General features: G+C 56.1%; 17 protein-coding genes. 7 read left to right on the forward strand and 10 right to left on the reverse strand.

Going from position 1 to position 23,418, the window contains the following annotated elements:
- Positions 1 to 241: 241 nt before the first annotated feature.
- From trhP to ACR6JA_RS12240, 8 genes are all read right to left on the reverse strand, one after another.
- The gene (gene trhP / locus ACR6JA_RS12205) at positions 242 to 1,603 is read right to left on the reverse strand and encodes a prephenate-dependent tRNA uridine(34) hydroxylase TrhP (protein WP_494492848.1); all 1,362 of its coding nucleotides are present in this window, start codon (positions 1,601 to 1,603) and stop codon (positions 242 to 244) included.
- Between the two features lie 129 nt (positions 1,604 to 1,732).
- Positions 1,733 to 1,990: a hypothetical protein gene (locus ACR6JA_RS12210; protein ID WP_213712609.1), complete on the reverse strand. Its 258-nt coding sequence runs from the start codon at positions 1,988 to 1,990 to the stop codon at positions 1,733 to 1,735.
- A 113-nt stretch (positions 1,991 to 2,103) separates the two neighbouring features.
- Positions 2,104 to 2,826, reverse strand: a complete 723-nt coding sequence (baeR, locus tag ACR6JA_RS12215) for an envelope stress response regulator BaeR (protein ID WP_008455132.1) — start codon at positions 2,824 to 2,826, stop codon at positions 2,104 to 2,106.
- Positions 2,823 to 4,217, reverse strand: coding sequence for an envelope stress sensor histidine kinase BaeS (gene baeS, locus ACR6JA_RS12220; RefSeq protein ID WP_213712607.1), 1,395 nt, complete (start codon positions 4,215 to 4,217; stop codon positions 2,823 to 2,825). The genes baeR and baeS overlap by 4 nt, the downstream gene beginning before the upstream one ends.
- A complete protein-coding gene (locus ACR6JA_RS12225) occupies positions 4,214 to 5,629 on the reverse strand; it encodes an MFS transporter (protein ID WP_213712605.1) in 1,416 nt (471 codons plus the stop codon). Before ACR6JA_RS12225 ends, baeS begins: the two co-directional genes overlap by 4 nt.
- Entirely contained in the window at positions 5,626 to 8,709 is a 3,084-nt protein-coding gene (mdtC, locus tag ACR6JA_RS12230) for a multidrug efflux RND transporter permease subunit MdtC (RefSeq protein WP_494492849.1), read from the reverse strand. The genes ACR6JA_RS12225 and mdtC overlap by 4 nt, the downstream gene beginning before the upstream one ends.
- The gene (locus tag ACR6JA_RS12235) at positions 8,710 to 11,832 is read right to left on the reverse strand and encodes an MdtB/MuxB family multidrug efflux RND transporter permease subunit (RefSeq protein WP_494492850.1); all 3,123 of its coding nucleotides are present in this window, start codon (positions 11,830 to 11,832) and stop codon (positions 8,710 to 8,712) included.
- Positions 11,832 to 13,085, reverse strand: a complete 1,254-nt coding sequence (locus ACR6JA_RS12240) for an MdtA/MuxA family multidrug efflux RND transporter periplasmic adaptor subunit (protein ID WP_494492851.1) — start codon at positions 13,083 to 13,085, stop codon at positions 11,832 to 11,834. Before ACR6JA_RS12240 ends, ACR6JA_RS12235 begins: the two co-directional genes overlap by 1 nt.
- A 269-nt stretch (positions 13,086 to 13,354) precedes the next feature.
- Between ACR6JA_RS12240 and ACR6JA_RS12245 the strand changes: the two genes are divergently transcribed.
- From ACR6JA_RS12245 to ACR6JA_RS12255, 3 genes are read left to right on the forward strand one after another with little or no spacing between them, the layout of a single operon-like run.
- Positions 13,355 to 13,501, forward strand: coding sequence for a hypothetical protein (locus ACR6JA_RS12245; protein ID WP_494492852.1), 147 nt, complete (start codon positions 13,355 to 13,357; stop codon positions 13,499 to 13,501).
- Between the two features lie 18 nt (positions 13,502 to 13,519).
- Positions 13,520 to 13,720, forward strand: a complete 201-nt coding sequence (locus tag ACR6JA_RS12250) for a type II toxin-antitoxin system RelE/ParE family toxin (RefSeq protein WP_494492853.1) — start codon at positions 13,520 to 13,522, stop codon at positions 13,718 to 13,720.
- The gene (locus tag ACR6JA_RS12255; RefSeq protein ID WP_213712595.1) at positions 13,704 to 14,000 is read left to right on the forward strand and encodes a helix-turn-helix domain-containing protein; all 297 of its coding nucleotides are present in this window, start codon (positions 13,704 to 13,706) and stop codon (positions 13,998 to 14,000) included. Before ACR6JA_RS12250 ends, ACR6JA_RS12255 begins: the two co-directional genes overlap by 17 nt.
- 46 nt (positions 14,001 to 14,046) lie before the next feature.
- On the opposite strand, the gene yegD is transcribed toward ACR6JA_RS12255, so the two are convergent.
- The gene (gene yegD / locus ACR6JA_RS12260) at positions 14,047 to 15,399 is read right to left on the reverse strand and encodes a molecular chaperone (RefSeq protein ID WP_336707468.1); all 1,353 of its coding nucleotides are present in this window, start codon (positions 15,397 to 15,399) and stop codon (positions 14,047 to 14,049) included.
- A gap of 161 nt (positions 15,400 to 15,560) precedes the next feature.
- Here yegD and alkA point away from each other — a divergent pair, with 161 nt between their 5' ends.
- Complete coding sequence (alkA, locus tag ACR6JA_RS12265) at positions 15,561 to 16,406, forward strand: DNA-3-methyladenine glycosylase 2 (RefSeq protein WP_494492854.1); 846 nt, start codon at positions 15,561 to 15,563, stop codon at positions 16,404 to 16,406.
- On the opposite strand, the gene ACR6JA_RS12270 is transcribed toward alkA, so the two are convergent.
- Positions 16,399 to 19,731, reverse strand: coding sequence for a diguanylate cyclase (locus ACR6JA_RS12270; protein ID WP_494492855.1), 3,333 nt, complete (start codon positions 19,729 to 19,731; stop codon positions 16,399 to 16,401). The two genes, alkA and ACR6JA_RS12270, sit on opposite strands and share 8 nt — an antisense overlap.
- Positions 19,732 to 20,086: 355 nt before the next feature.
- Here ACR6JA_RS12270 and udk point away from each other — a divergent pair, with 355 nt between their 5' ends.
- The 3 genes from udk (at position 20,087) to asmA (ending at position 23,334) form a co-directional block, all read left to right on the forward strand.
- Positions 20,087 to 20,728, forward strand: coding sequence for a uridine kinase (gene udk / locus ACR6JA_RS12275; RefSeq protein ID WP_008455103.1), 642 nt, complete (start codon positions 20,087 to 20,089; stop codon positions 20,726 to 20,728).
- Positions 20,729 to 20,852: 124 nt separating this feature from the next.
- The gene (dcd, locus tag ACR6JA_RS12280) at positions 20,853 to 21,434 is read left to right on the forward strand and encodes a dCTP deaminase (RefSeq protein ID WP_008455101.1); all 582 of its coding nucleotides are present in this window, start codon (positions 20,853 to 20,855) and stop codon (positions 21,432 to 21,434) included.
- 46 nt (positions 21,435 to 21,480) lie between these two features.
- Positions 21,481 to 23,334 carry an outer membrane assembly protein AsmA gene (gene asmA, locus ACR6JA_RS12285; RefSeq protein ID WP_213712526.1) on the forward strand — a complete coding sequence of 618 codons (1,854 nt, stop codon included), beginning with the start codon at positions 21,481 to 21,483 and terminating at the stop codon, positions 23,332 to 23,334.
- The last annotated feature ends 84 nt before the right edge of the window (positions 23,335 to 23,418 follow it).

A 23,418-nucleotide genomic window follows, 5' to 3' on the forward strand; every position in this document is an offset into this window, starting at 1 on the left:
AGTGAGGTTAATGGCTTGAACAATATTTATTATCGATGGATGAAAAGTGAGCATCTGGCGGTGGGCGTTGCATAAAAATAAGCCTGCGCAAGGGAGATTGCGCAGGCCAAGGAGGTGGTTCCTGGTACAGCTAGCATTTATGGGTTATGTTTTTCAGCTTGCGGATAATAACGTTATCTTGTGTAACCGTATGTGATCGGTTTCTAAGAATGGCCTTAGCGGGAAAAATAACCCTAATTCACTAGTTTGCGTGCGGTTTACGGGTTGTCTGACCAGAGAGATTGCGCATTAGCAGAGCATAATCCAGCGCTATCTCCTGAGGTACAGGCATCCATACGGTATGACCATCGCCCGGAGCCACCTCAATCGGCTGGGATTTGCCATTTTCCAGCGTTTCCAGCGTAAAGGTGATGTTCCCCTGTGGGGTCATCATTTCAAGGCTGTCGCCCAGCAGGAATTTGTTTTTAACCGCCACCGCCGCCAGGTCACCTCGGCGTTCGCCGGTAAACTCGCCCACAAACTGCTGGCTCTCTGAAATGGAGTGTCCGTACTCGTAATTTTGATGGCTGTCGTGGGTATGGCGACGCAAGAAACCTTCGGTATAGCCACGGTGGGCCAGGCCTTCCAGCGTTTGCAGCAGCGTAGGGTCGAACGGCTTGCCCGCTGCGGCGTCGTCAATGGCGCGACGATACACCTGTGCGGTACGTGCGCAGTAGTAGTAGGACTTAGTGCGGCCTTCGATTTTCAGCGAGTGCACGCCCATTTTGGTTAGGCGCTCCACGTGCTCAATGGCGCGCAGATCTTTCGAGTTCATGATGTAGGTGCCGTGTTCGTCCTCAAAAGCGGTCATGTATTCGCCTGGACGTTTGGCTTCTTCCACCATAAACACTTTGTCCGTTGGGGCGCCGACGCCAAGCGTAGGCTCAACGTTTTGCACCGGAATCGGCTCGTGCACGTGGACGATATTGCCGATGTCGTCTTCTTTGCCTTCCTGAACCTTATATTCCCAGCGGCAGGCGTTGGTGCAGGTTCCCTGGTTAGGATCTCGCTTGTTGATATAGCCGGAGAGCAGGCAGCGGCCTGAATACGCCATGCACAGTGCACCGTGGACGAATATCTCCAGCTCCATTTCTGGAACCTGTTCGCGAATTTCGGCGATTTCTTCCAGCGACAGCTCGCGGGAAAGAATCACGCGCGTCAGCCCCATTTGCTTCCAGAACTTCACTGTCGCCCAGTTAACGGCATTAGCCTGCACGGAGAGGTGAACGTCCATTTCCGGGAACGCCTCGCGCACCATCATGATTAGCCCTGGATCGGACATGATCAGCGCATCCGGGCCCATGTCGATAACCGGCTTAAGGTCGCGAATAAAGGTTTTGAGCTTGGCGTTATGCGGGGCAATGTTCACCACCACGTAGAATTTTTTACCCAGAGCATGGGCTTCGTTGATCCCGAGCTGGAGGTTTTCGTGGTTGAATTCGTTATTGCGCACGCGCAGCGAATAGCGCGGCTGGCCAGCGTAGACGGCGTCTGCGCCGTAGGCGAAAGCGTAACGCATGTTTTTAAGCGTTCCCGCCGGGGAGAGGAGTTCCGGTTTAAACATGAAGTTCTCGTTCTGATATCAGGTCAGAACCGCTCCACCTTGTGAAGCGGCTAAAGTCGAGTGGATTACCACAATTTAAGGGCGGGAATTGTAGCGCCGTGAAGCTGGGGAGTAAACCATCTTGCGGATTCAGGCGATAAGCGGGATACCGACAAAAAGGAGCGACGCGAAGGCAATATTCTCCGTGTACTCTTTCAGCGCTTCGGTATTTTCTTTGAAATGCGCGATGAACTTGTCGAGCGCGGCGGCTTCATCCGTCGCCAGTATCTCGAAGCCAATTTTTTTAAATCCATCAGCGGCCAACTGTTTTTTCTCTTCCGCACCAAGAGATGCCTTCGGGTAGATATTGAAAGCAATATCCCGGCTATAGAAAACATACTTTTCCACGACAATCTCCTTGCAGGGAAGACGCCGGTCAATGTTGACCGGCCTGCGTTCTATCGTAGAGTTTTTTGGGTTCTCTGAGCAGTCTACTAAAAGTAGTAGTCCCGGATATGAGTTTAAATTACTCGCCCGGCGTCCGCTTCCCAGCGATAACCCACCCCGTAAACGGCGCGAATAAACGACTGATCGGTATCCAGCGCTTCAAGCTTACGGCGCAGGTTTTTTATGTGACTGTCGATGGTGCGATCGGTGACCACGCGGTAGTCGTCATACAGATGGTTCAGCAGCATTTCGCGGGAGAACACCTTCCCCGGCTCGTGGGACAGGGTTTTTAGCAGGCGGAACTCGGCGGGGGTGAGATCCAGCAGTTTACCGCGCCAGATAGCCTGGAAACGGCCTTCATCAATCACCAGCGGGCTTTCTTCCGACCCGGCGGAAATGGCAAGCTGACGCTTGCAGCGGCGGAGGATTGTTTTCACGCGGGCGACGACTTCACGCGGGCTGTAAGGCTTGCAAATATAGTCGTCAGCGCCAATTTCCAGCCCCAGCAGACGGTCAATTTCTTCTATTTTTGCGGTCACCATGACAATGGGGACTTCGGAGAAACGTCTAATCTCTTTGCACAGCGTCAGGCCGTCTGTGCCGGGCAGCATCAAATCCAGCAGAATGAGATCCGGCGGCGTGTGGCGAACATACGGCAGCACTTGGTCGCCGTGGTTCAGCAGAGTAGGGGCATAGCTTGCCGCGCGGAGGTAGTCGATGAGCAACTGCCCAAGCTTAGGTTCATCTTCTACGATCAAAATACGGGGCGTACTGTCGTCAATCGGTAGCTCGGTCATAGTGTCCTCGACGTTTCTGTTTCCAGAGGAAGTTCAACGGTAATACTAACGCCGCCAAAGCGTGAATGGGAGGCGGTGATCGTTCCGCCATGGGCGGTCACAATATTCTGGCAGATAGACAGGCCCAGCCCTGAACCGCCGCTGGCGCGGTTGCGGGAACCTTCCGCGCGGTAGAAACGGTCAAAAAGCTGGCCTAGCTGCTCGTCCGAGACGCCGGGTTCGCTGTCGTCAAAGCTCATCACAAACTGCTGATTCACCATTTTACCGCCGATCACCAGTTGCCCACCGCTGTCGGTGTAGCGGAGGCTATTTTCCAGAAGATTGTTGAACAGCTGCATCAGGCGGTCTCCGTCACCGAAAATAGTCGCGGTTTCCGGTAGCGCGAGGCGTATTGTCAGCCCGCGTGACTCAAAACGGGATCGAAATGCCCCGGCAACCACTTCCAGCAGCGCAATGATATCCAGTGATTTTTTCTGGTAGGCCAGCGCGCCTTCATCGGACATGGAAAGCTGGTGCAGGTCGTCAACGAGCTTGGTCAGGGTGGCGACTTCCATCTGCAGTGACGTGACGGACTCCGGCGTAAACTGACGCACGCCGTCCTGAATTGCCTCTAACTCACCGCGCAAAACGGCAAGCGGGGTGCGCAGCTCGTGAGAAATATCCGCCATGTAAGCCCGGCGCATTTTATGGTTTTTTTCCAGGGTGCTGGCAAGCTGGTTAAAGTCCTGTGCCAGCCGCCCCAGCTCATCCTGGCTGCCGACCGTGACCCGGGTGGAAAAATCTCCGGCGGCCAGCTTGTGCGTACCTTCAACCAGGCGTTTCACCGGGGCCAGAAGGCCACGGGCAAGCAGGAAGGTGGCCGCTGCCGCCAGCAAACTGGACAGGGCGACGATGATCCAACTTGTGCGCCGCTGCTGGCGATCGAAGTTAATGTCGGTATTGCGGGTCAGACGCTCAATGGGGGAGGCGATCACCCAGCCAACGTCCTGACCATTGACGTTAATCGGTTTGCGCATCCCGTCTGGAGGGAGCTTCTCTCGCGGGCCAACCAGAACCTGATAGTTTTGATCGACCACCCAAAACTTAGTGCGCCAGCCCTGCGGCGGCATGCCGTGAGCTTCATCCCCTTCGCGCTCAAACGAACGTAAAATCTGAAACACAAACCTGTCGTTGTGCCGCAGGAAGCGCCAGTTGCCGTGCAGCGCATACTGTTCACCCAGGGCATCACTCAGCATCTCAATGCGCTGAGTATTGCCGCGTTTGATGTAGTCGATAAAGCCGCGCTCAAAGCTTAACCTCACGCCCCAGTGCATGATGGCCAGCACCAGCAGGCAGGTGGAGAATATGGCGAGGAATAATTTCCCGGTGATCCCGGAGCGGTAAAGTTTCATGTTTCGCTCCTTTTACGGCGGCTGATTACCGTGTTTTCTGAACGGTCATTTGGGACGCGGGCAAACAGTAATGCCGGAAGGGCAATGACCAGCGCCATGCAGAAATAGGTGTACATAAAGATGCTGTGAGCCTGTTCCCCGCCCACCGGAAGCTGCTGGTGGCCAAACATGCCCAGTAGCAGGCCCGCGACGGTCACGCCGATACTCATGGAAAGCTGCATGACCATTGAGAGCATACTGTTGCCGCCGCTGGCGAGGTCATCCGGCAGATCTTTTAGCGTCAGCGTATTCATGGAAGAGAAGCGCATGGAGTTGACCATGCCCTGTACAAACAGGACGACCGGCAACAGCCAGAACCAACCCATCAGGGCCGTAGCCATAAACATCAGCGTGATCAGCGCCAGGCCGAGCGTGGCGACGACCAGCACGTTGCGGTAGCCGAAGCGGTTGACGACCTGCACAACGATACGCTTCATGCCCATGCTGCCAAGCACCATTGGGACCATCATCAGCCCGGCATGGAATGGCGAGAAACCCATACCAATCTGCAGAAACACCGGCGTCATAAACGGCAACATGCCGCTGCCGATGCGCCCGCACAGGCTGCCCAGCAGGCCAAGCGAAAAGGTTTTCGTGTTGAACAGATTGAGATTGAACAGCGCGTTTTCGTTATCGCGGGCATGCCACAGGTAAAGCAGAATGGCGATAACCCCGCCGAGGATCAGCAACCCGAGCGTTTCACTGGAAATGCCCAGGCCTTTTTGTCCGTCCAGCGCAATGGTCAGCGCCGCCATCCCAAACGCCAGCAGCAGGAAGCCGGAAATATCAAAGCGACGGGTTTGCATTGTGTAGTTGGGCATCAGCCACAGGGTAGCGATGGCCCCGACAATGCCGACAGGAATGTTTATCAGGAAAATCCAGTGCCAGGAGGCGTACTCCACCAGCACGCCGCCCAGCGCAGGGCCGAGCAGGGGGCCTACCTGGCCTGGGATCGTCACGAAGGTCATCGCCGCCATATATTGCGCCCGCGGCACGATTTTCATCACCGTGAGGCGCCCCACCGGTACCATCATGGCCCCGCCAATGCCCTGCACGACGCGGGCGAGAACAAGCTCGTTGAGCGTTGAGGCATTGGAGCAAAACAGGGACCCGAGGGTAAAAAGAATTATCGCCGTGAAGAAGATATTGCGAACGCCCACTCTGTCCGCCAGCCAGCCGCTTGCCGGGAGCATGACCGCAACCGTTAACACGTAGGCCACCACCACCGAGTGCATGTGCAGCGGGCTTACGCCCAGACTATGCGCCATGGAGGGAAGAGCGGTGTTCACAATCGTGGTGTCCAGCGCCTGCATAAAAAAGCCAAAAGCGACAATCCATAACTGCCAGCGAACGGCGGTGGGCAAATCAGTCATACGGACAGAGCCTTACTTTCACGGGGTTTGCGGCTAAAGCGCAATCTCAGTCGGTCAAAGAACAGGTAAACCACCGGCGTGGTGTAAAGCGTCAACAGCTGGCTCATCACCAGCCCGCCTACGATGGTGATCCCCAGCGGCTGACGAAGTTCTGCGCCATCCCCGCTGGTTAGCACCAGCGGTAGCGCGCCAAACAGCGCGGCCAGCGTGGTCATCATAATAGGGCGGAAGCGCAGCAGGCAGGCCTGGAAAATCGCCTCTTCCGGCGTTAAATCGCCCTTACGCTGCGCCTCTATTGCGAAGTCCACCATCATAATGGCGTTCTTTTTCACTATACCTATCAGCAGCATGATACCGATTAGCGCAATCAGGCTGAAGGGGGCGCCGAAAAGTTCCAGCGCCAGCAGCGCCCCGACGCCCGCAGAAGGTAGCGTCGAGAGGATGGTCAGCGGGTGAACGTAGCTTTCGTACAATATACCCAGCACGATATACACCGTGGCAATGGCTGCCAGAATCAGAATCACCTGCGAATTCATCGTCTGCTGGAACACCTGTGCCGTCCCGGCGTAGCTGCCGCGCACGGTGGTCGGTACGCCCAGCGAGGTCATGGTTCTGTCGATGGCGTCGCTGGCTTCAGAAAGCGATACCCCGTCAGGCAGGTTGAACGAGATGGTTGATGCGGCGGACAGCCCCTGATGGTTAACCGACAGCGGGGCGTTCGCTGGCTGCCATTTGGCAAAGTAGGAGAGGGGGATCGACTTCCCTTCGCTGTTAATCACAAACATCTGGTTGAGCGAGCTGATGTCCTGGGTGTAGCGCGGGTCGACCTCCATTACCACCTTATACTGGTTCAACGGCTGGTAGATGGTGGAAATCTGGCGCTGACCAAAGGCATTGTTGAGCAAATTGTTGGCATCCGAGACGCTGATCCCCAGACGCGACATGGTTTCACGGTCGTAAATCAGGTCCATCTCCGAGCCGTTATCCTGCTGGTCGGAGTTAACGTCAGCCAGTTCCGGCAGCGCCGCCAGCGCTTTACGGATTTTCGGCTCCCACTCTCGCAGGGCGCTTAACTCATCGGAAAGCAGCGTGTACTGGTAGCTGGCGTTCGCCTGACGGCCACCAACGCGAATATCCTGCACCGCCATTAAATAGAGGTTGGCGCCGGGCTCTTTTGCAAGCTTGCCGCGCAGTCGGTCAATCACCTGCTGGGCGGTTTCCTGGCGTTCGCTCAATGGCTTAAGTGAGATAAACATCATGCCGCTGTTAACCCGAGAGCCGCCGGTAAAGCCGGTGACGTTATCCACCGCCGGATCTTCACGAATGATCTTCATAAAGTCCTGCAGCTTACCGCGCATGGCCTGGAAAGAGATGCTCTGATCGGCCTGAATATTGCCCATCAGCCTGCCGGTGTCCTGTTCAGGGAAGAAGGTTTTCGGGATAGCGATGTAGAGCCAGACGCTCAGGGCTATCGTACCCAGAAGTACCACTCCCACCAGCCGCGTATGATTTAGCACCCATTTCAACGAGCGCGCGTAGCCGCCCTGCATGGCAATCAGCAGGCGACCAAATCCACGATTTTTGTTTCTCTTTTCAGAAGGTCGGTTTTTCAGGAGCCAGCCGCACATCATTGGCGTGAGCGTGAGCGACACCACCAGCGAAATCCCGATAGCGACCGAAAGCGTAACCGCAAACTCGCGGAATAAGCGCCCCGGCAGCCCGCCCATCAGCAGCAGCGGCAGGAATACCGCCACCAGCGACAGACTCATTGAAAGCACGGTAAAGCCCACTTCCCGCACGCCCTGGAGCGCCGCTTGCATGGGCTTCACGCCCGCTTCCAAATGACGGGAAATGTTTTCCAGTACCACGATGGCGTCATCGACCACAAAACCTGTGGCGATGGTCAGCGCCATCAGCGACAGGTTATTGAGGCTGAAGCCGCACAGATACATGGCGGCAAAAGTCCCGATCAGCGACACCGGCACGGCCACCGCCGGAATAAAGGTCGCGCGCCCTGAGCGAAGAAACAGAAACACCACCAGAATCACCAGCGACACGGAGATCACCAGCGATTGTTCTACCTCGGCCAGCGAGGCGCGAATGGTTGGCGATCGGTCCTGGGCTACCTGCAGATCGATGGAAGCCGGAATGGTTTCTCGTAGTTCGGGTATTTTGGCGCGGATGCGGTCCACGGTTTCGATGATGTTCGCTTCCTGCGACTTGCGAATCATCAGCAAAATGGCTGGTTTGGCGTTGGTCATCCCGGCGTTACGCACGTCCTGTACGCTGTCGGTGACGTTGGCGACATCCTGAAGCCGTACGGCCGAACCGTTATTGTAATGCACGATAAGCGGCATATAGTTTGCCGCTTTTTTTAGCTCGTCGTTGGTCTGAATTTGCCAGCGGCTTGTACTGTCTTCTACCGAACCAAGGGGACGGCGAACGTTGGCATTGCTTATTGCAGTCCGGACGGCATCCAGCGACACGCCCTGGTTAAACAGCGCCTGTGGGTTGAGGTCCACGCGCACCGCGGGCAGAGAGCTTCCGCCGACGTCCACGTCGCCCACGCCGTCGATTTGTGAGACGGTTTGCGCGAGCTGTGTGGAGGCAAAATCATACAGCTCACCCTGCGATAGTGTGTCCGAAGTGAGCGTCAGGATCATGATCGGTGCATCGGACGGGTTGGCCTTGCGGTAAGTTGGCCGCCCCGGCATCCCGCTTGGCAGCAGGCTTTGGGCAGCGTTAATCGCCGCCTGCACGTCCCGCGCGGCACCGTTGATGTCACGATCGAAATTAAATTCCAGAATGATGCGGGTGCTGCCCAGCGAACTGGACGAGGTCATTTCGTTGACCCCGGCGATGCGGCTCAGGGAACGCTCCAGCGGCGTGGCCACGGACGACGCCATGGTTTCCGGCGATGCGCCCGGCAGTGAGGCGCTGACCATGATCACCGGAAAATCGACCTGCGGCAGCGGGGCAACCGGCAGCAGGCGGAAGCCCAGCACGCCGCATAGCGTAATGGCGATGGTCAATAAAATCGTCGCCACCGGGCGGTAAATGAAGAGGGCAAAAAACTTCACTTACGCCTCCTCATGCTGTCGACCGAAGCGACGGCGCGTGTAGTGCGACAGGCGGTCGAACAGCAGGTAAATTACCGGCGTGGTAAACAGCGTCAGCACCTGGCTGAGCAGCAGGCCGCCCACCATGCCAATACCCAGCGGGCGGCGAAGTTCTGCGCCAACGCCGGTTGAAAGCATCAGCGGGAGTGCACCCAGCAGCGCGGCGAGCGTGGTCATCAGAATCGGACGGAAACGCAGCAAACAGGCCTGGTAAATTGCTTCGTACGGGGCCATGCCCTGTTCACGCTCGGCGGCCAGCGCAAAGTCGATCATCATGATCGCGTTCTTCTTCACGATACCAATGAGCAGAATGATGCCGATAATAGCGATAACGTCCAGTTCGGCCCCCGCCAGCATCAATGCAAGCAGCGCGCCAACGCCCGCCGTGGGCAGCGTCGACAGGATAGTGATCGGGTGGATAAAGCTTTCATACAGCACGCCAAGCACGATGTACATCGCCACGACCGAAGCAATAATCAGCCAGATAGTGCTGCCCAGCGCGGCCTGGAAGGCGAGGGTGCTGCCCTGGAACTGCGTCGTGATATCGGACGGCATCGCCAGCTCTTTTTCCGCCGAGGTGATGGCGTTCACTGCGTCGCCCAGCGATTGCCCTTCCGGCACGTTAAAGGAGAACGTGGTGGACGGGAACTGGTCGAGGTGATTGATCGACAGCGGGGCAAAGCGCTGCTCCACCTTCGCAATCGCGCTTAAAGGAATGCTGCCGCCGGTGCTGCTGGTGAGGCGAATGTTGTCGAGCGCGCTCAGCCCTGGCGTGGTGCTGGTGTCATGTTCGAGTACCACGCGATACTGGTTGGCCTGGGTGTAAATGGTTGAAATAAGGCGCTGGCCGAAGGCGTTATACAGGGCGCTGGTCACCGATGACATGTTGATGCCGAGGCGGCTGGCGCTGTCGCGGTCAACGTTGACGTAGGCCATCAGCCCCTGATCCTGCCAGTCACTGCTGATATCCGCGAGCTGAGGCAGCGTTTTAAGCTTGTCTTCCAGCTGCGGCACCCAGGTGCTCAGCTCGTCCAGCGAGGTCGCCTGCAGGGTGAACTGGTACTGGGTGCGGCTCACCGTGGTGTCGATGGTCAGATCCTGGATCGGCTGCAGATAAAGCTGCACGCCCGGGACGCTGGCGACATTTTGCTGCAATCTGTCAATAACAGTCGGGATGCGATCATCACGGTCGCTGAGCGGCTTAAGGTTAATTTGCAGGCGGGCGCTGTTTAACGAAGGGTTGGTGCCGTCTACGCCGACAAACGACGTCAGACTCTCCACCGCCGGGTCTTTCAGTATCACGTCCGCGACCTGCTGCTGTCGCTGGGCCATGCTGGCGAAGGAGACCGACTGCGGAGCCTGCAGTGTGCCCTGGATAATGCCGTTATCCTGAATCGGGAAGAAGCCTTTGGGAATAAAAATCCACAGCACAATGGTCAACGCCAGCGTGCCAAAAGCAACGCTCAGCGTCATCCACGGATGATTCAGCACTTTGCTTAGCAGGCGGCCATAGGCGGCAATGATGTTATCAAACATCTTCTCGCTGGCGCGGGAGAAACGGTTCTGCTTACGCAATGATTCGTGGCTCAGCATTCTGGCGCACATCATCGGGGTAAGCGTCAGCGAAACCACGGCGGAGATTAAAATAGAAATTGCCAGCGTCACGGCAAACTCGCGGAACAGACGGCCCACGATATCACCCATAAACAGCAGGGGGATGAGCACCGCAATCAGCGAGAAGGTCAGGGAAATAATGGTAAAGCCGATTTCTCCGGCACCTTTTAGCGCGGCGGCCAGCGGCTTCTCGCCTTTTTCGATGTAGCGAGAAATGTTCTCTATCACCACGATGGCATCATCCACCACGAAGCCGGTGGCGATGGTCAGCGCCATCAGCGTCAGATTATTGATGGAGAAATCAAGGAATACCATCACCGCAAATGTGCCGACCAGCGACAGCGGCACGGCAACGGCAGGAATGATGGTGGCCGGGACGTTGCGCAGGAACAGGTAAATGATCATCACCACCAGCGCAATGGCCAGCATCAGCTCGTGCTGGGTGTCGGTCACGGAGGCGCGAATGTTGGTGGTACGGTCGCTGAGCAGTTTTACTTCAACCGACTTCGGCAGGCTTTGGGTCAGCGTCGGCAGCATCTGGCGGATGCTGTCTGCCGTTTCAATGATGTTGGCCCCAGGCTGGCGCTGGACGTTCATCACGATGGCCTGCTGCTTGTTCGCCCAGGCGCCGAGCCAGCTGTTCTCTGCCCGTTGCTCAACGGTGGCAATATCCCCGAGGCGGATTGGCGCGCCGTTCTGATAAGCGATGATTAAATCCCGGTATTCCTGGGCCGACTTCATCTGGTCGTTGGCGGAGAGCGTGACGGCTCGCTCCGGGCCGTCAAGGCTGCCTTTGGCGGAGTTGACGTTGGCATTGGTGATGGCGGTGCGAATGGTTTCGCTGGTCAGGCCGAGTGCGGCAATCGCCGGGGCGTTCAATTTAACGCGAACGGCGGGGCGCTGGCCGCCCGCCAGCGTGACCAAACCGACGCCAGAAACCTGGGAGATTTTCTGGGCTACGCGGGTTTCCACCATATCTTCCACCTGCGTCATCGGCAAGGCGGTAGAGGTCACGGCAAGCGTCATGATAGGCGGATCCGCCGGGTTGACCTTGCTGTAAACCGGCGGGTTTGGCAGGTCAGTGGGCAGGAGGTTTGTCGCGGCGTTGATGGCCGCCTGCACTTCCTGCTCGGCAACGTCAAGCGCCAGCGTCAGCTGGAACTGAAGGGTGATAACCGACGCCCCTCCGGCGCTTTGCGATGACATCTGCTTCAGGCCGGACATCTGCCCAAACTGGCGCTCGAGTGGGGCAGTGATCGCCGAAGTAATTACATCCGGGCTGGCGCCGGGATAGAGCGTGACCACCTGAATGGTAGGGTAGTCCACCTCCGGTAGCGCTGATACCGGGAGAAAGCGATAGCCAATAATCCCCGCCAGCAGGATAGCCACCATCAATAGCGTGGTGGCAACTGGACGAAGAATAAACAGGCGGGAAGGGCCGCCAGTGGAGCCTGGAGGTAACACCTGCATCAGGAGCGTGCTCCGTTGTGTTTGTGGCCGGATTTTGCCTGGGCGGCAGGTTTGGCGTTATCGTCGGCCGCGCTGTGCGGTTCGACAACCTCAACCTGCGCGCCTTCCGTCAGGCGGTCAATACCGTCGGTCACCACGCGATCGCCTGCGGAAACGCCGGCGCTAATCACGACTTTCTGACTGTCCTGAATTCCCGGTGTAACCAGGTGTTTACTGACTTTGTTATCGCCGTTCAGTACCCAGACGAAGTGGCCTTCATTGCCCATTTGCAACGCACCGGCTGGGATCACCACGGCATTTTGCTGGGTGTCCACCAGCATACGGGCGTTCACAAACTGATTTGGGAACAGAGCGTCATCCAGATTATCAAAGCGCGCTTTCAGCTTGATGGTACCGGTGGTGGTATCGATTTGGTTATCAATGCTCAGCAGTTTACCGCTGCTGAGTTTTGCGCTGTTGGTGCGGTCCCAGGCTTCAACGCTCAGCGTTTCGCCGGCTTTCTGCGCTTTAATCACCGTGGCGATGTCGTTTTCCGGCAGGGTGAACACCAGGTCAATCGGGTGCGTTTGCGTCAACACGACAATACCGTTGGTGTCGCTGGTGGAAATCTGGTTGCCAATATCGACCTGCTTCAGGCCAACCCGGCCGTCGATAGGGGCGGTGACGCGACTCCAGTTAAGCTGCAACTGAGCGCTGGCAACGCTGGCTTCATCGGCCTTAACCGTGCCGAGTGTGGATTCCACAAGCGATAGCTGAGTATCGAGGTCCTGGCGGGAGACTAAGTTGGTTTTTACCAGCTGTTGGTAGCGGGCGAGGTCGCGGCGAGCATTTGCCAGGGTGGCCTGATCTTTAGCCAACTGCCCCTGGGCCTGAGCCAGGGCGACTTTGAACTGGTTTGGGTCAATTTCTGCCAGTAAATCACCGGCTTTTACCTGCTGGCCTTCCTGGAAATGAATGGCCAGAAGTTGCCCGCCAACGCGGCTGCGCACCGTCACGGTATTGGCCGCGGTGATAGTGCCCAAGCCGGTTAAGTAATACGGCACGGCTTCACTGGTTGCCGTTGCGGCCTGAACCGGGGCCAGCGCACCGCCGCGCATGCCGCGTCGGCCGCCCTGGGCGGATGTCTGGCCTGATTTAGCCTGGGGCTGAGTCCCCGAAGATGTATTGTGGCTGCGCCAGAACCAGACGACGGCAATCACCACCAGAATAAAGGCTGTAATCCACAACCAGCGAGAAGTCTGCGTGCCTTTCATAGATGACGTGTTCTCTTCCTGAAACGATTAGGCTTAATGTGACTAGTTTAGTAATCAATAGCCCCGTAATGATGGAGGAAATATGAAGTACTGTCAGATTAGCAACATATAGTAAGTAAGTGATGTTTTCGTGGCCAAATAAAACTGTTTTCCCAAAACGTTTTCCGAGGTGTCACGCAAGCTTCAGTCCCAGGAGTAGTCATATCACGAAGCGAGAAATAAGCTGTGGTTTATATTTCAAATATAACCTATAGCTTATGAGGTGAGTGATGATCTGGCGCGTGATATTTACCGACTATTTCTACTTTTGGTATCAGGCCCAGTCCGTAGAGCTCCGCAAACGACTGGTGGCGGCCTTCGGCAATATTGAGTTCTGGGGGCCGGCTTTAAGCCGCCCGCAGACGGACACGGTATAGGGATCTCGCTATCCCAATATGAAGGCATTAAGTTTGCTATGGTGCGGCAAGCCATCTCGGATCCTTTTTGCTTTTGACCTGCATCGCAGAGCCGTTGTGCTGTGTGGTGGAGACAAATCAAACGATAAGCGTTTTTATCAGGCGCAGATAAAAGTGGCCGATAGGCAGTTTGCGCATCACCTGGCAGAACTGGAGGATGAAAATGAAAACGTTAACTGAAGTGATGGCGGAGTTTTCGGCGGAAGAGCAGGCCGAGATCCGCGCCATGACCGAAGTCTTAATTCTGAAAACGGGATTGCAGCTGGTGCGTGAGCAGCAGGGGCTTTCTCAAAAACAAGTGGCGCAAAAAATGGGGATTTCCCAGCCGGCAATCGCCGCGATTGAACAACGCGGTAACGATCTCAAAGTGCTCACGCTGAAGCGCTACGTTGAGGCGCTGGGGGGTAAACTTTCGCTGCATCTGGAGTTTCCAGAAAGCGATCGGCGTTTCCAGATATAAAAAAACCGCAGGAGGCCTGCGGTTTGAGCGGTATGTTTGAACGTGATTATCTGAAAACCACGTCTGACCAACGGGCAAGCCCCTGCGTCACCGAGCCAAAGTCATCCCCTCCGGCAATCGGAATATCAGGCAACTGCTGGGCGAGCGCATGGCGCAGCAGCGGAGAACGAGCGCTGCCGCCGGTCAGGTAGATAACCTCAGGTTTAGCCTGGCTGTTGTCCATCGCCAGCGTGACCTGTTCCATGATGCGCTGTAGCGGCTGGCTGATAGCGGTTTCCAGCGCTTGCTGGCTGATGTCGCAGCCTACGTCTTTGGCAATAAACGGCAGTAATGCTGAAACCTGCTGGCTGTTGGAGAGCGCAATCTTGCTCTCTTCTGCCGCCCTGACAAGGCGATAGCTCAGGCGCTGACGCCAGACTTTCTGCAGAAACGCCACCTTTTCCGGCTCGCGCGCGTCCCGCACCAGCTCGTTGAGCGAGCGACCGTTAGCCGCGCTGTAGAAGTCATTCTGAGCCGGGACATCGTTAATCGCGACGGCGTTCCACCAGGGTAATACCGGCAGCGCGATGCCTTTTTCCGTCTGGCCGCCCATGCCAAGCAGCGGAGCCAGCTGTTTAAATGCCAGCATAATATCCAGATCGTTACCGCCCACGCGGCAGCCGCTGTGGCCCAGAAGGCTTTGTTCACGGTCGCGGCGCTGGTGCCAGTCAGGCCCCATCAGCAGTACCGAACAGTCAGTGGTGCCGCCGCCAATGTCGACCACCAGCACCTGCTTTTCTTCCTGCAGCGTGGCTTCAAAATCCAGCCCTGCGGCTACGGGTTCAAACTGAAACACCACGTCGCGGAAGCCAGCGCGGTGCGCGGCGCGTTCCAGAATCCCCTGAGCCTGCTGGTTGGCATCTTCCCCGCCCAGTCCCTGGAAGTTAATCGGCCTGCCAATCACGGCCTGGTCGATGGTCCCTTCCAGCTGGTTTTCCGCCTGTTTACGGATGTGCAGCATCATCGCGCAGACCAGATCTTCAAACAGCGCGACCTGCTGCGGTTTCAGGCCGGTGGCGCCGAGGAAGGACTTCGGCGATTTAACGAAGTAAACCTCTTCCGGATCTTCCATGTACTGGCCAAGAGAACTTAAGCCAAATTTTACGCTGCCGGGCAGCACATCAATGTCTTCTTCGCGGTTGTAGCTCACCGCACGGCGCAGCAGCGCCTGGGTCTCGCTTCCCGTAGCCGGAACTTCGTGGTGACGGAAGAGCCACTCGCTCACCGCTTCACGCGTCGGTGCACAGAGCATGGAAGGCAGCAGCGATGAGCCGTTCTCCATCTCCAGCAGCTGTGGTTTTCCGTCGCGCATAATGGCGACCGAGCAGTTCGCCGTCCCGTAGTCAAAACCGATTTTCATTTTCGTTGATTATCCCCATGCCAGTGAGAAGGGGGGCGACTTTAGCGGAATGCCGGTCCGTGGGCAACTGAATATGAAAGCAAGGCAGAAATCGGCATTTGGCGGTATGCTAAATAAGCAGTGTTGTCTGCCTAATGCCCTCATTCTCTTCAGGATTATTTATGTACACCCTTAGCTATCAACCGCCCTATGACTGGTCCTGGATCCTCGGCTTTTTACGGGGACGTGCCGTGGAGGGCGTGGAAGTTGTTACCGCCAGTCGCTATCAGCGCAGCTTCGCGCTGGGAGAATATGCCGGGCTGGTGACGCTTGAACCAGACGAGAAAAATCTTTGCCTCAATGTGACGCTAAGCGACGGCCTGCAGCCTGTGGCTGGCGAAGTTTTACAGCGCGTGAAGAACTTACTGGATTTGGACAAGGATCCGCAGCAGGTTTTAAGCAGCCTGGGCACGTTGGCGGCAGCCCGGCCCGGCCTGCGTCTGCCGGGATGTATGGACCCGTTCGAACAGGCCATTCGGGCCATTCTTGGGCAACTGGTTAGCGTGGCGATGGCGGCAAAATTGACCGGCAAAGTGGCAAAGACCTTCGGAAGGATGCTTGAAGGTAACGATGGCTGGTATCTGTTTCCGGATGCCAGGACGCTGGCAAACTGCGATATTCAACAGCTGAAATCTTTAGGCATGTCGCTTAAGCGTGCAGAGGCTATTGTGCATCTTGCTGGAGAGGTGGTGAAAGGGCAGTTTCCGCTGCAGCTACCCGATGATTTGGAGCAGGGAATAAAAACCCTGATAGCACTGCCCGGTATCGGGCGCTGGACAGCCAACTATTTCGCCCTGCGCGGCTGGCAGGCCAGCGACGTTTTCCTGCCGGACGATTACCTGATTAAACAGCGCTTTCCTGATATGACGCCTGCACAAATCCGCCGCTACGCCGAGCGCTGGCAGCCCTGGCGCTCCTACGCGCTGTTACACATCTGGTATAGCGACGGCTGGACGCCGGTCAGTTAATGCCAAAATAACTATTCGTCAGCAGCAGCTCCAGCGGCTGCGGCTGGGCGATGGTTTCCCCATAGATTAAATCAATGCCAATGCCCGACAGCGTATCCATTACCAGAGGCATATCCGCCGGACCGGCGATAGTTTGCAGCGCCATGCGTTGAGCGTGACCATGCACAATCGTCACCATCATTTCGTCCATCAGATTACAGTGCACGTTGAGGATCAGGTCCGGGTCTAACATCACGTAGTCGAACAGATGATGGCTCAGGGTATTAAACAGTTCCAGATCGCGCCCAACGTGGCTCAGCACCATGCGGCAACCGGCTTTGCGCAGCCGTTTCAGGCTGGCATAAGCGCGCTGTGGATCGGCGAGCAAGTCGCTGCTTTGAATCGTCAGGTGCAGCAGACGGGCCGGCATTCTGCGGGAGGAAAGCTGTTCCAGCAGCTCATTGACGAAGGTGTCGCTGACCAGGCCCGCACCGGAAACGGGCAGCGCGACGCCAAACCCTTTCCTTGCGACCTGAGCGGCGTACTTGTCAAAAAATTCGCTAAATACGCGGCGATCCAGCGCATGGTGAAGTGCCGGGTCGGCGAGGCCTGAGCGGAATGCGGGTTCGTTGATAACGTCCCCTTCGTTACCCCAGAAGCGCAGGGTCAGGAGATAGAAACAGGTGGATTCCGGGATGCGCGGCGGCGCAATCGCCATCGCTATCATCAGCATGGGATTGTCTTTGATCACCTGCCACTGCTCGTCGAGGGGCATGGTGTCTCGCCCTTGCTCCATGTAGTGGCGGTGCGGTTCATAAACCGTGACCTGGCCGCGGCCGTTGTTCTTCGAGGCGTAGCAGGCGATATCGGCCTGGGAGAGCACTTCAGACGCGATAGCATTATCGCCGTCAATGTGCGTGATCCCGGCGCTGGCGCCGATGCGGTGCAGACGGCCGTCCCACATAAAGTGGTAGTCGTTGATACTGCGAATGATGCGCTCAGAAATGTAACGTGCGTTTTCAGTGGAACAATCTGGCAGCAGCAAACCAAATTCGTCGCCGCCGAGGCGAGCAAGGAAATCCCCCGTGCGCAGCATACTCAGCATCATCGCCGCCAGCTCCCGCAGCAAAGCATCACCTGCGGCATGGCCCGCGGAGTCGTTTACCGCTTTAAAACGGTCGAGGTCAATGAACACCAGTGCATGGCGCTGGCGTTGTTCAATCGCACCCTGCAGTAAGCGCTTCAGGTGATTCTCAAAGCTTACCCGGTTGGCCAGGTGCGTCAGGCTATCGTGCGAAGCGCTGTAGCTCAGCTGTTTGAGCATTTTCCGGGACTCAGTCACATCCTGGATAACCAGCACGGAGCCAATGCTTTGGCCGTCCAGCGTAGTCAGCGGCGTAATGGTGTAGTGAATGTCGTAGCTACCGCCGTTGCGGCAATGCAGCACGACATCCTGCTCTATAGCGCTCCGGGAAAAATCGCCGCTGTGTATGTTTTCCATCACCGGGCCGTTATCGCCGAAGGTGATGCGCAGAATCGCCAGAATGTGCTGGCCGATGGCCGCCTCCTGCGCCCAGCCGCTGAGCTTCTCGGCAATCGGGTTCATAAAGGAGACATTCATGTCGACGTCGGTGCAAATTACCGCTTCGCCGATCGAGTCCAGCGTGATGTGCAGCCGCTCTTTTTCCTGGTACAGCGCTTCGTTGAGCTGCTTAACTTCGGTCATGTCCATATTGATGCCCAGCAGCCGTTCCACGTCGCCGTTCTTATTCAGCACGCGGTTAGCGAGAGAGCGGATATGGCGGATACCGTCTTTGACATGGATACGAAATTCAAGCTTAAACGGCAGGCGGTTTTTTAACGACTCGCGAATAACGGTTTCCGAGTGGGCGAGATCTTCTTTCACCAGCCTGTTCAGCCAGAGCTGGTAGGTGGGTTTGGTATGCGGCGGCACGTCGTAAAGCTCAAACATCCGCTTATCCCAGCTGATGACATCGTTGGTCAGATCCCACTCCCAGATGCCGATGCCGCCGGCTTCATTGGCAAGCGTAATCCGCTCCATCAGCCGCTTGTTGATCCACTCGGTATGCTTCAGGTCGTTGATGTCTTCAATCTGGGCGATGTAGTAGAGCGGCGTGCCGTCGGTATGACGCACAACGGACGCCGTGAGCATGGCCCACACGACATTGCCCGCGCTGGTGTAATAGCGCTTTTCCATTGAATAGCTATTGATGTGCCCGGCCTCGAGCTTGCTCAGGTGCTGAAGATCGATATTCAAATCTTCGGGCCAGGTAATTTGCTGGAAGGTGAGATCCCTCAACTCTTCGCTGGAATAGCCGAGGAACTTACATAATGACTTATTGACCTGCAGCCATTTGCCCTCGGTAGAGACCAGCGCCATGCCAATAGCCGAGTACTCCATGGCGTTACGAAAGCGCGTTTCGCTTTCGGTGATGTGTTTACGCTCTGTGCGGGAGGAGTACATCACCATTGTGATGACGTTTGCCGGCAGCAGAATCAGCAGAAACGGCAGCCACGGCGCATATTCCAGCACGCGCGGGTGGGGCGTTAACATCGGGAACTTGCCGATGGCTATCATCGCCGAGACCATCATCAGCGTGGCAAGGAAAATAATAAAGGCTTCCAGACGCGGCAGCCGAATGGCGCTCCACATCAGAATGACGATGATAAAAGTGAACGGCCAGGGCAGATAAATTAATGAAAAATAGCTGAGCGCCAGCGTGACGGCGAAGGTTGCCACGGTTTCGAACAGCAGGGCCGCTTTACGATGACGAAGCAAATAATAAGGTTTAAACAGCAGCCCGGCCGGCATCAGCGCCAGCGCCCCGATGGATTCAGACAGCACCCATATAAAGAAGGTTTTCAGCGACGAGGAGTCAACCGGTATCGGCAATAGCATCACCAGCAGGCCGCCGACCAGCGGAGGGATTACCGCACTGCACACGGCAAGTCGTGACCAGTTATTGAGGTTTTGTAAGGGGTTTTTCCGCGGCAAGAAGCGGCGTAACAAAAGCGCGCCCAGCAGCGCCTCAACCAGGTTTATCGCGGTTAACGAGATATTCAGACCGCTAAATGAAAAAACGGCGGCGCTGGCTGCCATGCTGCCCAGTGCACAGACGGCGGCAATGAACGGCCATTGACGGAGAGGAGAACGGAAGAATGCCGCCATCATCACCGAGGTGGTAAACCAGATAGGCACCAGATCGGTGCCTTTTAACGTCAGCTCAAGGGAATAGAGGGTGAAAACAAAGCTGAGTAACCCCAAGCCAGCCAGCAGTATCAGTGAATGGACGGCGGCTTCTGTTTGTCTGTTTTTTTTAATCATTACCGCAAATCCGCTTGGACACTGCCGCCAGGAGCCATGCCCGGATGCATATAAATAAAGAATCGGTTTATGCTAGTACAAACAATTTACAATTCCTATGCTCGGTTGTCAGAATTTACCTACAGAGTGTCAGAAATTGCGTAGTCAAATCACGTAATTAAATAATTCCACTTTACCCGTTGCCTGGCGATGGCGCGCTGTCATGCCTTTGTCACTTTGTTGGCCCTTTGCCGCGTAATTTCACGATTGCAGGGGGTAAGAGACTGGTATCAAAAGGCGGTTGTCCCTATAATTGCGGCGTTTGACGCCTCCGCGTCGTCCTTCCAACACTTTTCGTATTCAGGCCGTAAATAATATGACCGATCAGTCTCATCAATGCGTCATCATCGGGATAGCCGGCGCATCGGCTTCAGGGAAAAGCCTCATTGCCAGCACGTTGTATCGTGAACTGCGCGAGCAAGTCGGCGATGAACACATTGGTGTCATTCCAGAAGACAGTTACTACAAAGATCAAAGCCATCTGTCGATGGAAGAGCGTGTTAAAACCAACTACGATCACCCCAGCGCAATGGACCACAACCTGCTTTTCCAGCATTTGCAGACGCTGAAGTCCGGCAAAGCTATCGAACTGCCGGTTTATAGCTACGTGGAGCACACCCGCACCGACCAGACCGTGCATTTGGTCCCGAAGAAGGTGATCATTCTGGAAGGCATCCTGCTGCTGACCGATGCGCGCCTGCGCCAGGAAATGAACTTCTCTATTTTTGTTGATACACCGCTGGATATCTGCCTGATGCGCCGTATGAAGCGCGACGTTAACGAGCGCGGCCGTTCAATGGATTCCGTGATGGCGCAGTATCAAAAAACGGTACGCCCAATGTTCCTGCAATTTATTGAGCCTTCCAAACAATACGCCGATATTATCGTGCCGCGCGGGGGCAAGAACCGCATCGCAATCGATATTCTGAAAGCCAAAATCAGTCAGTTCTTTGAATAAAGACCTTTGCGAGCGCGCGTAAGCCGCTCGCTTTTACGTTGAATCCCTCATCCATTGCCAATTGGCTATCGTCGACGCTCTGTGGCAGTGTGTGTAAAACTGAGATTGATAAGGAGAATCTGCGATGCGCCTTTGCGATCGTGATATCGAAGCCTGGCTGGATGATGGCCGTTTAGCGATTACCCCCCGTCCTCCGGTTGAACGCATTAACGGTGCCACCGTGGATGTGCGCCTAGGCAATAAATTCCGCACGTTTAGCGGGCATACCGCACCTTTTATCGATCTCAGCGGCCCTAAAGATGAAGTCACCGAAGCGTTAGAACGCGTGATGAGTGATGAGATTGTGTTGGAAGAGGGTGAAGCTTTCTTTCTACACCCCGGTGAACTAGCGCTGGCGGTAACGCTGGAATCTGTCACGCTGCCGGACGACCTTGTGGGCTGGCTGGATGGGCGTTCCTCGTTAGCGCGCCTGGGCCTGATGGTACACGTCACTGCCCACCGCATCGATCCGGGCTGGCATGGCTGTATCGTGCTTGAGTTCTACAATTCAGGGAAGTTGCCGCTGGCGCTGCGTCCAGGCATGATGATTGGCGCGCTGAGCTTTGAACCCCTCTCCGGGCCAGCCGCGCGCCCTTATAATCGCCGTCAGGATGCCAAATACCGCGACCAGCAGGGTGCGGTAGCAAGCCGTATCGATAAAGACTGAATTGCAGTGAGTTGTTCGCCCTCTGGCGAATGATATGGAGAATGTTATGAGACGACTATTAACCACGTTGATGATTCTGCTGGTTGTGCTGATAGCCGGCCTGACCTCACTCGTGTTGTTGGTTAACCCTAACGACTTCCGTGGTTATATGGTTCGTCAGGTTGAGGCCCGCAGCGGCTATCACCTTGAGCTGGAAGGGCCGCTGCGGTGGCATGTCTGGCCGCAGCTGAGTATTTTGTCTGGCCGCATGTCGCTGACTGCGCCGGGTGCCAGTTTGCCAATGGTTAGCGCGGAAAATATGCGTCTGGATGTAGCGCTGATTCCGCTGCTTTCTCACCAGCTTCAGGTTCGCCAGGTAATGCTGAAAAGCGCGGTGATTCAGATGACGCCGCAGGCTGAAGCGAAGCTTTCGGCTAACGCGCCGGTAGGGCCAAAAGACACCATTAGTGAACCGGATACCGGGCGTGGCTGGTCCTTTGATGTTGCGAAGCTTAAGGTCGTCGACAGCGTGCTGGTCTTCCAGCATATCAATGACGAGCAGGTCACCGTCCGCAATATTAACCTGCAAATGACGCAGGATGATAAGCGCCAGGCGCATATTGAACTCAGCAGCCAAATCAACCGTGACCAGCGGGATTTAACGCTTTCGGTCACCGCAGATGTCGATCTTCATGACTATCCGCAGCAAATCAACGCCACGTTAAGCCAAATTGACTACCAGCTGCAGGGCGCCGACCTTCCGGCTGGCGGCATCGGCGGCTCGGGATCGCTTCAATTGGGCTGGAAAAACACGGTCAGCCAGCTTTCGCTGACAAATATGCAGCTCACGGCCAACGACAGTGATTTACAGGGCAATGTCAGCGTGGCGATGCAGGATAAACCGCAGTGGACGGTGGATCTGCAATCTCGCCTGCTCAATCTCGACAAACTGGTGGCCAATGCGCCCGTTGCGGATTCCCTGATTAACCAACAGGCCCAGCAGGCTCAGCAACAGTCCCGCCCGGGCCCGGTGATTGCCGAACAACAGGGTGAAACCAACTACCACAGCCTGCGTAATTTTAATGCCGTACTGAATATCAAAGCCGGTGAAGTGCGCTGGCGCGGCCTGGCGTTCAGTGATGTGCAGACCGCGCTGGTGAATCAGGAGGGTAAACTCAGTATTAACCAGCTCAACGGCAAGCTGGGGCAGGGCACGCTCTCGCTGCCGGGCTTCCTGGATGCCAGCGGCAAGACGCCAGAGCTTGCCTTCCAGCCGCAGGTGAAAAATATTGAGATAGGCAAAATTCTGACCGCGTTTGATTACCCGATTGCGTTAACCGGGCAGTTTTCTATGATGGGTGATTTCAGCGGTGAACGCCTGGATGCGGAGGATTTCCGCAGTAACTGGCAGGGAGACGCTCAGCTTGAGCTGGCCCATTCCCGCCTCGAGGGGATGAACTTCCAGCAGCTGATTCAGCAGGCGGCCAGTCGGAACAATGAGGGCGTGGATGCGCAGCAGAATGTTCAGAACGTCACCGAGCTTGATCACTTCTCCACGTCCGCGTCACTGAATAACGGGCTTCTGACGATGACGAAGATGGTCGGTGAGTCCAACGTATTGTCCCTGACCGGCGAAGGCACGATGGATCTGGTGAAAGAGGTCTGTGACACCAGCTTTGCAATTAAAGTCAGCGGCGGCTGGCAGGGCAGCGACAGTAAACTGATTGAAGTGCTAAAAAACACGGCCGTTCCGCTCCGGGTTTATGGCCCGTGGCAGCAGCTGAATTACACGCTGCAGGTTGATCAAGTGCTACGCAAGCAACTGCAGGATGAAACTAAGCGTCGGCTCAATGACTGGCTGGATAAGCATAAAGAGAGCGACAAGGCGAAAGACGTTCAGCAGTTACTGAATAAACTGTAACGACTAAAAAAACGGCAGAAGCCAGTTCAGACTGATAACTGGCCTCTGGCGAGAGAAGAAATACCAGCCAGCTCATTAGAAAAA

The organism is Cedecea sp. B1(4), from assembly GCF_059414925.1.